Source organism: Nonomuraea sp. 10N515B (assembly GCF_052245915.1).
Taxonomy (GTDB): Bacteria; Actinomycetota; Actinomycetes; order Streptosporangiales; family Streptosporangiaceae; genus Nonomuraea.
On the sequence record NZ_JBQQBQ010000006.1, the window covers coordinates 338677 to 352317 of the forward strand.

Genomic DNA, 13641 nt, shown 5'->3' on the forward strand with positions numbered 1-13641 from the left:
AAGTCCTGTCAGCGGTCGTGCCCGGCTCATGCTGGGCGCGTCCTTAACCGACGGCGTGCTCACCCGCCGGTCCCGCCTCGCCGCCGCGCGTTGTGTCGCGGTCCAGGTCGAGCGGATCGGCAAGCGCACCGGTGCTGACGTCGAGCGGCCCCTGCGCCAGCCTGGTCACCTCTGGGGGAACCGGCGGCGCGAAGTCGGCCACAAGGCGCAGCCCTGTGAGCACATCGTCGGGTCGAACGGCAGGCGTCATGTGCCGAACAACCATGCGCAGTATGACACACGGTCCTCCAAGCACCTGAGCTGCGATTCTGTCTGTTCCCTCGGACACCGTCAGCACCAGGACGGCCTCGCGCGCGTCGAAGCGACGGGGGCCCTTCTTGGTGAGGCGCTCGACCTCCACGGTGCCCGCCGCGAGGAACTTCTCCGCCGCCACCTCGGCGAGCTCGCGATCGGCACCAGGCAGCCGCACCTCCCACTCGGAGACCTCCAAGCGGTCAGCCAGTCCACCCTGACCCGCCTCCACGACGTCGATCACATCGAGCCCCGGCGGCAACGACCGGTCCAAATCGGACCTGACCTGCTCGGGGTCGCAGTGCGTGGTGACACCGATCTCGAGGTATTCGGCTTCGCTGGCGACACCGGTCGGCGCCGCGCCCGCGTAGGAGATCTTCGGGTGGGGCGAGAATCCCGCGCTGTAAGCCACCGGAATGCCGGCACGGCGAACCGCCCTCTCGACGGCCCGCGAAATGTCGCGGTGGCTGGTGAAGCGCAGGCGGCCGCGCTTGGCGTAACGCACGCGAAGGCGCTGCACCGTGGGCGCGGGCGGAGGCCCTTCGGGAACAGGTTTCAGAGCTTGTCGTCCTTCCCTTGTCAGAGTTCCTTCTTTTCAGGTCCCTTCGTCTCAGGATAAGCCGCCCCAGCGTATGTATGTGTACGCCGAGGCACGGCTCGCCCACTGAGCGCGCTAGACCACCGTCAGAGGAAGGAGTTTTCGCCCCGTGGGACCGATTTGAATTTCTGTGCCCATGGTCGGGCAGACGCCGCAGTCATAGCAGGGAGTCCAGCGGCAGTCCTCGACCTCGCCGCCGGAGACGGCCTCCTGCCAGTCCTGCCACAACCATTCGCGGTCGAGCCCGGCGTCGAGGTGGTCCCACGGCAGGACCTCGTTTTCCTCCCGCTCACGCGTGGTGTACCAGTCCACGTCGATGCCGGCCTTCTCGGCGGCCGCCATCCAGCGCTCGTAGGAGAAGTGCTCGCTCCAGCCGTCGAACCTGCCACCCTCCTCCCAGACGGCGCGGATCACGGCCGCGACCCGGCGGTCGCCACGTGACAGCAGGCCCTCCACGATCGAGGGCTTGCCGTCGTGGTAGCGGTAGCCGATGGCCCGGCCGTATGCCTTGTCGCTCCGGAGCGCATCACGCAGCGCCCTGAGCCGCCGGTCGACGGTCTCGTGGTCGGCCTGCCCGGCCCACTGGAACGGCGTGTGCGGCTTGGGCACGAAGCCGCCGATGGAGACCGTGCAGCGGATGTCGCGGCTGCCGGTGGCCTCGCGGCCCGCCTTGATGACCTTCTTGGCCAGGTCGGCGATGCCCAGCACGTCCTCGTCCTGCTCAGTGGGCAGGCCGCACATGAAGTAGAGCTTGACCTGCCGCCACCCCTGCGAATATGCCGTGGTGACGGTGCGGATGAGGTCTTCCTCGGTGACCATCTTGTTGATCACCTTGCGCATCCGCTCCGAGCCGCCCTCCGGCGCGAACGTCAGGCCCGAGCGCCTGCCGTTCCTGGAGAACTCATTGGCCAGGTCGATGTTGAACGCGTCCACCCGCGTCGAGGGCAACGACAGCGAGGTGTTGGTGCCCTCGTAGCGGTCGGCCAGGCCCTTGGCGACGTCACCGATCTCGGAGTGGTCGGCCGATGACAGCGACAGCAGCCCGACCTCGTTGAAGCCGGACTCCTTGATGCCGTTTTCGACCATCGCCCCGATCGTGGTGATCGACCGCTCGCGCACCGGGCGCGTGATCATGCCTGCCTGGCAGAACCGGCACCCGCGGGTGCAGCCGCGGAAGATCTCCACGCTGAACCGCTCATGCACCGTCTCCGCCAGCGGGACCAGCGGCTTCTTCGGATAGGGCCACTCGTCCAGGTCCATCACGGTGTGCTTGTGCACCCGCCACGGCACGTCGGGCCTGTTGGGCGCGACACGCTTGATGCGCCCGTCCGGGTGGTAGTCGACGTCGTAGAACTTGGGCACGTAGACGCCGCCGGACTCGGCGAGCCGCATCAGCAGCTCGTCCCGCCCGCCGGGCCGGCCCTCGGCCTTCCACTCGCGGATGACCTCGGAGATGGCGATCGCAATCTGCTCGCCGTCGCCGAGCACGGCCGCGTCGAGGAAGTCGGCGATCGGCTCGGGGTTGAAGGCCGCGTGGCCGCCCGCGAGCACGATCGGGTCGTCCTCGCCCCGGTCGACCGCGTGCAGCGGAATGCCCGCCAGGTCGAGGGCGGTCAGCATGTTGGTGTAGCCGAGCTCGGTGGAGAACGACACCCCCAGCACGTCGAAGGCACGCACCGGCCGGTGCGCGTCGACGGTGAACTGTGGGACGCCCTCGGCCCGCATGAGCGCCTCGAGGTCCGGCCACACCGCGTAGGTGCGCTCGGCCAGAGTCGCGGGCAGCTCGTTGAGAATCTCGTAGAGGATCGCCACGCCCTGGTTGGGCAGCCCGACCTCGTAGGCGTCCGGGTACATCAACGCCCACCGCACGTCGGCGGAGTCCCAGTCCTTGACGGTCGAGTTGAGCTCACCTCCCACATACTGGATCGGCTTCTGCACCTTGGGCAGCAGCGCTTCCAGGCGGTGGAAAATCGACTCGACAGGCATACGGTCCAGGGTAGCGGCGGTCAGACGGTGGCAGGTCCGGTGATGTCGATGTCATTTCCGCTGAGCACCAGGACGTGGTGCCCTTCGTAGCAGGTCAGCTCCACGGCGATCACGCCGCTTTCCAGGTTGTGCAGGGCGACCACGTGGTTCGCGGGCAGCAGAAAGCGCTCCTCGCACTCATCGCAATAGGCCAAGAACATACTTCTAATTAAACGACTGACCGCGCATCTTGATGGCTTGGAGAAGCCCAATCGCGATGAGATTCGCGAATGTCGCGGTCCCGCCATATGACACGAACGGCAGCGGCAGCCCGGTGATCGGCATGATCCCGATCGTCATCCCGACGTTGATGAACGTCTGGAAGGCGAACCAGCACACGATCGTCCCTGCGACCAGCGTCCCGAACCGGTCCTCACACTTCCTGGCGATCTTCAGCCCGCGCACCAGCACCACGCCGAGCAACAACACGACGGTGACCGACCCGAGGAACCCGAACTCCTCTCCCGCCACCGTGAAGATGAAGTCGGTGTGCTGCTCGGGCACGAACCTGCCGGTCGTCTGCCCGCCGCCGAGCAGCCCCTTGCCCAGCAACTGCCCGGATCCGATGGCGATCAGCGACTGAGTGCTGTTGTAGCCCACTCCGCGCGGATCGACGCTCGGATCCACGAACGCGGTGAACCGCGCCACCTGGTAGGGCTCCAGCATCTCGAATTTGAACACCGCGAAAATCCCGGCTGCGGCCACCAGCGTCATCGCGATGATCACTCGCTTGCGCACGCCTCCGATGATCAGCCCAGCCGCCGTGATCACGGCCAGGACCATGGCCGTGCCGAGATCGGGCTGGAGCATCACCATTCCCATCGTGATCACCGCGGCCACGAGCGCCAGCGTGACGTCGAGCCCGCGGGGCCGATCGGTGCCCTCGGCCGGCTGCGCCAGCAGCATCGCGATGATCAGCAGCAGCCCCACTTTGGCGAACTCCGACGGCTGCACCGCGAAACCCCCGCCCAGCAGGATCCACGAATGCGACCCGTTGATCGTCGCCCCCAGTGGCGTGAGCACCAGCCCCAGGCCCACCAAGGACACCAGGAACACCAGCGGCGCGTACGCCCGCATCGCCCGGTGGTCGATCGTGGCCACCACCGCGCACAGCACCACTCCGATGACCTCGTTGAGCAGGTGCTTCTTCACCAGTCCCGTGGCTCCGGGCGCCCAGGTCCTGGTGGAGGACCACACCAGCAGTGTGCCGATCACGCACAACCCGGCCACCGCGACCAGCATCAGCCCGTCGAGCCGGCGTATCGTCGAATTCTCGTGCGCCATCCGCCGCAGGAGCGAGGGCCGCCGGATGACAGCGGTGCGCGCGATCATCCCGGGACCACCGTCCCGTCCGGCCTGAACGTCGGCAGCTTGGTGGTCAGCTTTCCGCCGGGCACGGCCGCGGGCCGCTTGATGCCGTAAATGCCCTCGTAGATCTCCCGCACGGCCGGCGCCGCGGTCTGCGAGCCCATCCCGCCCTGGGAGACCATGACGACCACCACGTACTGAGGGTTCTTCGTGGGCGCGAAGGAGGCGAACCAGGAGGTGTCCTTCTTGCCCCACACCTCCGCGGTGCCGGTCTTGCCACCGATGCGGACCTTGTTCATCGGGAATCCGGCGAACGCCCCCGCCGCGGTGCCGTCCTGGGCGACCTGGCTCAGCGCGTTCTTGATGTAGAGCCGCTCTTTCTCGCTGAGCGGCAGCTTGCCCACCACGGGCACAGGGAAGGTCCTGACCACCTTGCCGTCGGGCCGCACCTGCGCCCATCCGATGCGCGGGCTGCGCACCTTCCCGTCACTCACCAGCGCCATGTACGCCCTGGCCAGCTGCATCGGCGTGACCAGCACGTCGCCCTGGCCGATGGAGAAGTTGGCCGAGTCGCCCGGCCGCAGCAGGAATCCCTCGGTGCAGTTTTCCAGCGCCAGCCGCTTGAGGAACTCGGCCCGCGCCCGGTCCTTCACTTCCGGATATCCCTTGCGCGACCGCTCACAGTTGATCGCGCTGGTCCTGTTCCACAGATCCCGTTTCCAGGCGCGGTCGGGAATGCGGCCGGCCGACTCGCCGGGCAGGTCCACGCCGGTCGGGCTGCCGAACCCGAACGACCTGGCCATGTTGGAGAACACCTCTTTCGGCTTCTTCTTCGGTTGCCGCCCCCCGTCCTTGAGGTATTGCTCGTACGCCGCCCGGTAGAAGATCGTGTCGCATGACTTGACCAGTGCCGTGTGCAGGTCGAGGGTGCCCAGCCCGATGCCGCGGAAGTTGTTGAAGGCCCGGCCGCCCACCGTGTAGGAGCCCGGGCAGCCGTATTTGCCATTGAGCGGATAGCCGGCCCGCAACATCGCCGAAACGGAGGAGATCTTGAACGTGGAGCCCGGCGCGAACTGGCCGTTGATGGCCCGCGACACCAGCGGCTTACCGGACTTGTCCGACAGCAGCCATTGGTATCCACGGGCCGAGATCCCGCCACCCCAGATCGCCGGATCGTAGCCGGGCGCGCTGGCCACCGCCACCACCCGCCCCGAGCGCGCGTCCAGCACCACCCCGGCTCCGCCGTCGGCCGCGGGCGCAGACTTCATCGCCTTGTTCAGTGCCCTCTCGGTGATCGTCTGGATCCGCGAGTCGATGCTGGTGACCAGATGGTCGCCGGGGATGGGCGGCACCTGCTCCTCCAGCCCGAGTGCCTTGCCCATCCGGTCCACCTGCACCCTGCGCAGGCCCGACTTGCCGCGTAGCGCGTCGTCGTAGACGTATTCGAGCCCGTCGCGCCCGGCCAGGTCCACACCGGAGAAGCTGGCCTTGAGCCCTTCGCGTTGCTCCAGCTCCTGCTCGGTCACCGGTTGCAGGTAACCCAGCATCTGCGCGCCGGCCCTGCCGCCGGGATATTGCCGCACGGAGTGGATCTCCGCCGTCACGCCGGGAAACTCCTCCTGCCGCTCCAGGATCTGCAGCGCTTTGCGTGGGTCGACCTTCTCATCCAGCGGAACCGGCTGGTATGGCGATCCCGTCCAGCATGGCTTGCCCACCCCCGGCCCGCACGGCGTGATGCGCTGCTGCAGGTCCGCGACCGGCATGCCGAGCACCGCGGACAACTTGCGCAGCACCGTCATCCCTCCGTCGGGCATCCGCGACAGCATGGCCCGGTCCACGGACACGACGAGCGCGGTCTTGTTGCGCACCAGCGGCCGTCCCGACGAGTCGAGGATCTGCCCGCGCACGGCCGGCACGATGACCGTCCGCGTCCTGGTCTCCGTCGCCCGCGTCACGAACTCGTTTCCGCGCACGACCTGCACCTGCCACAAGCGCACAGCCAGCACGACGAGCAGCACCAGCACCAGCACGTGCAGCACCAGCAGCCGGGCCCGCATCCTGATCATGTCGAGTACCTCGACCATCTGCCCCGCGTCGTCAGCCAGATCACGATCGGCGACACGAGCAGCGTGTAGACGACGGTGACCGGCACCTGCTCGATCAGCGTGGACATGGTCACCCGGGGATCAGAGATGAGCATGCCCACGGCCGCGGCCAGCAACGGCGCCAGCAGCACGCACAGCACCACGGTCGTCACCGGCCCGCCCGCACCGCGCCCGGCGATGTAGCCGGCGAGCGCCAGCACGAACGCGTATTGGCCCACCAGGTGCGCGGTCGGCGGCATGACGTCGACCAGCAGCCCGGCGAAGAAGCCGAGCATCGCCCCGGACGAAGCCCCCCGTGCCAGCGCCGCGCCGACGACGGCCAGCAACACCAGGTCAGGCGCCCCCCCCGCCGGCAGTGGCAGCCGATTGACCAGCATGACCTGAGCCAGCAACGCCAGCAGCACGGAGATCCCGCCGATCACAGCGCCCCCTTCCGACCGGCCCTTCCACTCACCGCGCCCCCTCTCGGCCGACACCGCTCGACCGCCACACCCGCGGCCCGCCGGCACCTCCGGACGCCTTCAGTCACACCAGCCACATGCCGCCACCCGATCAGCGCTCCCGACCCGATCACCGGGACCCCTCCTTGGCGGGCAGCACCGCGTCACGCTTGGCAGGCAGCACCGCGTCACGCGGATCCCGCTTGGGCGCCTCCACCACCACACCCACCACGTCGAGTGCCGTCAGATCCGCATACGGCCGGGCGTACGCGATGCGGGTCAGCTCCCCAGGGGTCGACTCCACCCGCTCGATCACCCCGATCGGCACCCCCGGAACGTACGGCCGGCCGTTTTGGGAACCGAAGCTGACGATGCGCGCGCCCCTGGTCAGCGGCGCTGTGGAGTCGAGGAGGCGGAACTGGACGAGCCTGCCGTGCTCCCCCACCCCGTGCACCACCCCGATCTCCCTCCCGCCCTCCAGCCGCGCCCCCGCGGCCGAGGCCGGATCGCTGAGCAGCACCACCGTCGACGTGCGGGCGGATGCGTGGATCACCCGTCCGACCAGCCCATCACCATTGAGCACGGTCATCTCAGGCTCCACGCCGTCACTGGTGCCGGCGTCGATCTGGACGGTGTCCTCGAACCCCGGCTGCCCGCGCCTGGCGACCACGTTGGCCGCGACGACCTTGTATCCACCCGTCCCCGACAGCCCGAGCACCTTCTTGAGCTCGCTGGAGCGGGCGCCGTCGAGCTTGCCCGTCAGCAGCTCCGTGCGCAGCTTCGCATTCTCCTCCTTGAGGACCTCGATGCGTTCCTGGGCGCTCGGCGCCGTCAGGATGGCGCGCACGAACCCGCCGACCGGCCGCACCAGCCCACTGCCGAACTGCTCGGCCGTGCCGAACACCCATGCCCCGGCAGCGCGCAGCGGACGCAGCGGCGAGCTCTCGCCGGTGCGGTGGTCGATGGTCAGGATGACCAGAGCCGCCGTCAGCAGCGCTCCGAGGATCAGCCGGGCCCGGCGCGAGTCTCTCATCAGTGTCGCGACTCCGGCACCAGGACGTCTTGGAGCGCCTCGAACTCCTCGGCGCACTTGCCCGAGCCGATGGCCACCGAGTCGAGTGCGTTGTCGACGAGGTGCACCGGCATGCCCGTCTCGGCCTTGACCCGCTCCTCCAGCCCCTTGAGCAGGGCGCCTCCGCCGGTGAGCGCGATGCCGCGGTCCATGATATCGCCGGACAACTCGGGCGGGCACTTGTCGAGCGTGCTCTTCACCGCGTCCACGATCGCGTTGACCGGCTCCTCGATGGCCTTCCTGATCTCCTCACCGGACACGATGATCGTCTTGGGCAGCCCGCTGACCAGGTCGCGGCCGCGGATCTCCGCGTGCGCCTCCTCACCGTTGGGGCAGGCCGAGCCGATGGCCATCTTGATCTCCTCGGCGGTGCGCTCGCCGAGCATCAGGGAGAACTCCTTCTTGGCGAACGCGATCACCGCCTGGTCGAGCTCGTCGCCGCCGATCCTGATCGACTGGCTGGTGACCACGCCGCCCATCGAGATGATCGCCACCTCAGTGGTGCCGCCACCGATGTCGACGACCATGTTGCCGGTGGGCTCGTGCACGGGCAGCCCCGCCCCGATGGCGGCGGCCATGGGCTCCTCGACGATGTAGACCTTCCGGGCGCCCGCCTGGTAGCCGGCCTCCTTCACCGCGCGCTGCTCGACGCTGGTGATGCCGCTGGGCACGGCGATGATGATGCGCGGCTTGGCGAAATGCCGACGCCTATGCACCCTTTGGATGAAATATCGCAACATACGCTCGGTGACGTCGAAGTCGGCGATCACACCGTCCTTGAGCGGGCGGACCGCGATGATGTTGCCGGGCGTGCGACCGATCATCCGCTTGGCCTCGATGCCAACTGCAACGATCTTGCCCGTAGTGGTGTTGATCGCCACGACTGACGGCTCGTTGAGCACGATGCCCCGGCCGCGCACGTAGACCAACGTGTTGGCGGTGCCCAGGTCGACCGCCATGTCACGGCCGAGGAACGCGAGCTTGCTGCCCATGGGGAACGGAGCCCTCCGTAACGTCGTTCGCGAGTGACTACGGAATGAATTCGAATCGTAACGTGACGTACCCGCCGATGGGTGCGATCAGGCCCCGCGCTCCTCAAAAATCTCCAGCCTCAACCTCAACCGCAATTTTGCCCGGATTGCACCACAACATCCGGCCAGTAGCTGGAACGTTCCAAAGGCCTGGACGACGCACCGCCGACACTGCGCCACAGCGTACGGGAGCCTGCCGACAGAAACCTCGCCGCCCCGCCCAGCCAAAAACCACGCGCCCGCGCAGCTGGACAGCTGACACGGGCGCGGGCGGAGCGCGAAGCGGCTAGAACCGGTCCGGGAAGAAGATCTTGATCTCCCTGGCGGCGGACTCGGGGGAGTCGGAGCCGTGCACGACGTTCTCGCCGATCTCGAGCGCGTGGTCGCCGCGGATCGTGCCGGGCGCCGACTTCACCGGGTCGGTGGCACCGGCCAGCGCGCGGAAGGCCTCGACGGCGCGCGGGCCCTCGAGCACCATGGCCACGAGCGGGCCCGACGTGATGAACTCGACGAGCTCGCCGAAGAACGGCCGCTCGGCGTGCTCGGCGTAGTGGACCTTGGCGGTGTCGGCGTCGAGGGTGCGCAGGTCCATCGCCACGACCTTGAGGCCCTTGCGCTCCACACGGGCGATCACGTCACCGATGAGGCCACGCTTCACCCCGTCGGGCTTGATCAGGACAAGAGTGCGCTCGGACACTTGAAGTTCTCCTTCGAACAGATTGGGGTCGCGGCTATCGGCGCCGGCCGCACCGCGAGGACGCGTCACGGGGGCATCGGCCCGCGCGTCGCCGTAGCTGGGCCCTCAGCTTACCGCCCCGCGCCGTACCCTCGTTTCCCGTGCGGATCTCGGCGGCCTATGGGGATGTGGTGTCTTCAGGCGATTGCCCTGGCGGCGGCACAGCAGGCACCGCTCCCTCAGAACCGGGCGCCTCGTCGCCGTCGCGCCGCGATTCCCCCTTGTCGAAGGCTCCCTGAGACGACGCGGGCGCCACGACCCGCGGCACGATCCCGGTCGGCCCGTCCTCGTCGTCGCCTGCTTGGTCCTCGCTCCCGCCAGGCACGACCTCGCCGCTGTCGTCGTCGCTCTGCGAGGCGTCCCCCCACTTACGCCTGCCGCCCTCGCTGCCTCCGCTGGACGCCTCCGCCACCCCGACGACCGTCCGGGCATTCTGCGACGGGCCCGCACCGTCTCCAGCCGGCACCTCTCCATCATCGCCATGCTCTGGTCCCGCACCCGAGGGTGGCGGATCACCCTCCACCCGGATCAGCGTCTCCGCGCCGGGCCGCCGCACCATCACAGCCGCGAGCACGATGATCGCCACCAGAAGGAAGCCGCCGACCAACGCCCACCACCGCAGCGCCCCGACATAGTTGTCGACCAGCTCCTGAGCCGACCGTACGCCGTCCAGCATGACCATCTGCACACCCGTGCCCAGCAGGAAACCGGCCAGCACGCCGGCGAAGCACAGCGACAACCCGAACGCCGCCGTCCCGTACCCAACCTCCTGCAGCGTGGCCGTCAACGCCACCGCCGCCCCCACGGCGAGCAGCGTGAACGGCACCGCCAAGACAACACCGTCGGCCGACGGCACCACCAGCCGCACCGAAGACAGCCCCCCGACCATGGACAACAGCCCCAGTGGCGCCAGCCACCGTCCAGCGGCGCACGCGAACCGCCACACCACGACCGACGCGCCGACCGCCAGCACTCCGGCGACCGCGAAGGGGATCCAGAGCCCACGCAGCCCGGGGCCGCCGAGGCCGCCCATCTCCACCAGCGTGACCTGCGCCGCGCTCGGCACCAGCACGACACCGACCGCCACCATCGAGTACGCCAGCGTGCGGCTCTCGCCCGTGCCGATCGAGGCCAACGCCAGCAGCCCGACGATCGCCGTGGCCGCCAGCATGATCACCGGGACGGCCCGCCACCCTTCGGTCGCGGTGCTGATCGCCACGACCGCGATGCCCGCCGCGGGCACGGCGGCCAGCAGCAGCCGGCTGCGCTCCCGTAGGTGGAGGCGAGGCTCGGCGGGACGGCCGAGGAGCGTCCAAACGAGCAGATAGACGGCTGCCAGACCCAGCGCCACCCCCGTCACCAGCGGGTACGGCTGCAACGTCACCTTCCAGTTGCTCACCTCGTCGAGCGGCCAGAGCGCGAGCGCCTGGGCGGCGAGCAGGCTCAAGCTGAACACTCCCACCCACAAGCCCCGCAGCATCGCCACGCGGCCCCAGACGGCCGCGAGAGTGGCCGGCACGATGACCCCGGCCCCAATGCCGCGCAGCACGCGAACGGCTCCGACGACGAGCTCAGAGGCGGCGTATCCGCCTGCGGCGTCGGAAAGGGCCACCAAGGCCAGGCCGCCGAGCATGAGATGGGCCGCCTTGACTCGCCGCAGCACCACGGCCGCGAGCGGGACGGTCAGCATGAGCGCGGGCAGGGCGAGCCCGTGCGTACGCATCAAGCCGACCTGATCGATGTCGCCGGGCAGCAGCTTGGCGACGACGGAGAGCGTGTTGGGGATCGTGATGATCGCCAGTGGCAGCGCAGCCACGACGAGCAGCCCGAGCACCGTGTCGAGCAGCCACGGGTGCCTGGGGCCGGCCGGACGGGGCGACCGCTGGATCGGGGGGACGGCCATGTAGGCCGACTTTAGCGGTTAGTGACGCCCTCGACACGACGAGCGACGATAATCGCCGTGATCCACAGTGCTGCGAAGATCGATCCGAGGAAGAACATCGCTGTCACCAGGAAACCCGTGCAGATCGCCAGCACCTGTACGACGCTGCCGAGGACATAGCCGAAGGGCCTCTTGAGCAGGCCCGCGGCGACCACGCACAACACGGCCAGCCCGATGCCGACGCTCACGGCCAGCGCGGGCGCGACCCCGCCCACGGTGATCGCCACGGGTGTGATCAGTCCCGCGACAATGGCCTCCATGCCGAGCACGCTGGCGCCGAGGCGGCGCATCCCGGGCGTGACTTGGAAGTCCTTCATCGCGAACCACCCACTTTGCGACATGCCGACCATTAGGCGCCATCCACGTTCAGGAGCCGTCGCGCGTCGCCGGCTGTGACGACGGACCCGGTGATCAGCACCCCTGTGCCGCTGAACTCGCCTTCCGCGTCGGCGATGCCGATCCCCTTGTCGATGGCGTCGTCGAGCCGGTCCTCGATGTGCACCCGGTCCTCGCCGAAGAGCGGCTCCGCCAGCGACGCCAGCTCGTCGGGCGACATCGACCGAGGAGACGAGTTACGGGTGACAACGATCTCGTCGAGGACCGGCTCCAGCAGGTCGAGCAAGGTGTGGACGTCCTTGTCGCGCATGACCGCGACCACCCCGATGACCTTGGCGAAGTCGAACGCCTCATGCAGCCCTTCGAGGGTGGCCTGCATGCCGCCGGGGTTGTGCGCGGCGTCGATCACCACCGTCGGCGTGCGGCGCACGACCTCCATGCGCCCTGGAGAGGACGCCTGGGCGAACGCCTGCCGTACGAGCTCGACGTCGAGGGGGTCATCACCAGCGGTCAACGCCTCGACGGCGGCCAGCGCGCAAACCGCGTTGCTTGCCTGGTGAGCACCGTAGAGCGGTAGGTAGACCTCATCGTATACACCCTTGAGCCCGCGCAGCGTGAGCAGTTGGCCGCCCATCGCGACCTCGCGGCTCATCACCCCGAACTCCAGCCCTTCCCGCGCCACGACGGCACCCACCTCGGCCGCCCGCCGCATCAGCACCTCCGCCGCGGCCAGCTCCTGCTGGGCCAGCACTGTCGTCGCGCCGGGCTTGATGATGCCGGCCTTTTCTGAGGCGATGCTCGGGATGTCCGGCCCGAGCCGATCGGTGTGGTCAAGGGAGATAGGCGTGATGACCGACACGATGCCGTCCGCCACATTGGTGGCGTCCCACGATCCGCCCATCCCGGCCTCCACGACCGCGACATCGACTGGGGTGTCGGAGAACGCCGCGAAGGCCATCGCAGTCAGCAGTTCGAAGAACTGGATACGCCGCCCCTGAGCATCAGTGAGCTCTACATATGGGGCGATCTCTTCGTATACCTCAGCGAACCGCTCCTCGCTCAGCGGCTCTCCGTCCACCGTGATCCGCTCGCGCATGGAGATGAGGTGAGGGCTGGTGAACCGGCCCACCCGCAAGTTGCGCTCCCGTAGCAGCGCCTCCGTGAGCCGCGCCGTGCTCGTTTTTCCGTTGGTGCCGGCGATGTGTATCACCGGGTATGCCCGCTGCGGAGAGCCGAGCACATCCAGGAGGGCCGCGATCCTGTCGAGCGTCGGCTCGAAATCCCACTCGACGCCGCGCTCCATGATCGCGCGTTCAACCGCACGATAATCCACAACTCAACCCTACTGACTGCCCGCGGCAGTCCGTACTCGCCCTCGCCCCCGAGGGCACAACGCAAGAAGGGCCCGCGACCATGCCTGGTCCGGGCCCTTCCTATAAAGATTGTCCGGCGGTGACCTACTCTCCCACACCCTCCCGAGTGCAGTACCATCGGCGCGGGGAAGCTTAACTTCCGGGTTCGGAATGTAACCGGGTGTTTCCTTCCCGCCATAACCGCCGTAACCCTGAGAAACAGCCTGTTTGCTGTCTCAGAATTGCGTAGTGGACGCGAGCAACGACTAGAAAAAGTCTGCTTTGTGGTCAAGTCCTCGGCCTATTAGTACCGGTCAGCTCCACGCGTTACCGCGCTTCCACCTCCGGCCTATCAACCCGGTCGTCTACCGGGGGCCTTACCCACTCTCATGGTGGGAGACCTCA

General features: G+C 68.3%; 12 protein-coding genes and 2 rRNA genes. All 14 read right to left on the reverse strand.

Going from position 1 to position 13641, the window contains the following annotated elements; translation table 11 throughout:
* Window positions 1-43: 43 nt before the first annotated feature.
* Window positions 44-811, reverse strand: coding sequence for a TIGR03936 family radical SAM-associated protein (locus ACTWQA_RS11865; protein WP_443159285.1), 768 nt, complete (start codon window positions 809-811; stop codon window positions 44-46).
* A gap of 153 nt (window positions 812-964) precedes the next feature.
* The gene (locus tag ACTWQA_RS11870) at window positions 965-2875 is read right to left on the reverse strand and encodes a TIGR03960 family B12-binding radical SAM protein (protein WP_443159286.1); all 1911 of its coding nucleotides are present in this window, start codon (window positions 2873-2875) and stop codon (window positions 965-967) included.
* Window positions 2876-2895: 20 nt separating this feature from the next.
* The gene (locus tag ACTWQA_RS11875; RefSeq protein ID WP_305925436.1) at window positions 2896-3075 is read right to left on the reverse strand and encodes a hypothetical protein; all 180 of its coding nucleotides are present in this window, start codon (window positions 3073-3075) and stop codon (window positions 2896-2898) included.
* Between the two features lie 4 nt (window positions 3076-3079).
* The gene (gene rodA / locus ACTWQA_RS11880) at window positions 3080-4246 is read right to left on the reverse strand and encodes a rod shape-determining protein RodA (protein WP_305925435.1); all 1167 of its coding nucleotides are present in this window, start codon (window positions 4244-4246) and stop codon (window positions 3080-3082) included.
* The gene (mrdA, locus tag ACTWQA_RS11885) at window positions 4243-6306 is read right to left on the reverse strand and encodes a penicillin-binding protein 2 (protein WP_443159287.1); all 2064 of its coding nucleotides are present in this window, start codon (window positions 6304-6306) and stop codon (window positions 4243-4245) included. The genes rodA and mrdA overlap by 4 nt, the downstream gene beginning before the upstream one ends.
* Entirely contained in the window at window positions 6285-6749 is a 465-nt protein-coding gene (gene mreD, locus ACTWQA_RS11890; RefSeq protein WP_305925433.1) for a rod shape-determining protein MreD, read from the reverse strand. Before mreD ends, mrdA begins: the two co-directional genes overlap by 22 nt.
* A gap of 148 nt (window positions 6750-6897) precedes the next feature.
* Window positions 6898-7800, reverse strand: a complete 903-nt coding sequence (mreC, locus tag ACTWQA_RS11895; protein ID WP_443159288.1) for a rod shape-determining protein MreC — start codon at window positions 7798-7800, stop codon at window positions 6898-6900.
* Window positions 7800-8831 carry a rod shape-determining protein gene (locus ACTWQA_RS11900; RefSeq protein WP_305925431.1) on the reverse strand — a complete coding sequence of 344 codons (1032 nt, stop codon included), beginning with the start codon at window positions 8829-8831 and terminating at the stop codon, window positions 7800-7802. The genes mreC and ACTWQA_RS11900 overlap by 1 nt, the downstream gene beginning before the upstream one ends.
* 325 nt (window positions 8832-9156) lie before the next feature.
* Window positions 9157-9567, reverse strand: coding sequence for a nucleoside-diphosphate kinase (gene ndk / locus ACTWQA_RS11905; protein ID WP_138669422.1), 411 nt, complete (start codon window positions 9565-9567; stop codon window positions 9157-9159).
* A gap of 157 nt (window positions 9568-9724) precedes the next feature.
* On the reverse strand, window positions 9725-11509 hold the full coding sequence (locus ACTWQA_RS11910) for a hypothetical protein (protein WP_443159289.1): 1785 nt from the start codon (window positions 11507-11509) through the stop codon (window positions 9725-9727).
* Window positions 11510-11520: 11 nt separating this feature from the next.
* The gene (locus ACTWQA_RS11915) at window positions 11521-11898 is read right to left on the reverse strand and encodes a DUF4233 domain-containing protein (protein ID WP_443159290.1); all 378 of its coding nucleotides are present in this window, start codon (window positions 11896-11898) and stop codon (window positions 11521-11523) included.
* Entirely contained in the window at window positions 11898-13187 is a 1290-nt protein-coding gene (locus tag ACTWQA_RS11920) for a bifunctional folylpolyglutamate synthase/dihydrofolate synthase (protein WP_327591041.1), read from the reverse strand. The genes ACTWQA_RS11915 and ACTWQA_RS11920 overlap by 1 nt, the downstream gene beginning before the upstream one ends.
* A gap of 141 nt (window positions 13188-13328) precedes the next feature.
* Window positions 13329-13445: ribosomal RNA gene (gene rrf / locus ACTWQA_RS11925) — 5S ribosomal RNA — on the reverse strand.
* Window positions 13446-13520: 75 nt separating this feature from the next.
* Window positions 13521-13641: ribosomal RNA gene (locus tag ACTWQA_RS11930) — 23S ribosomal RNA — on the reverse strand; the annotation flags it as partial.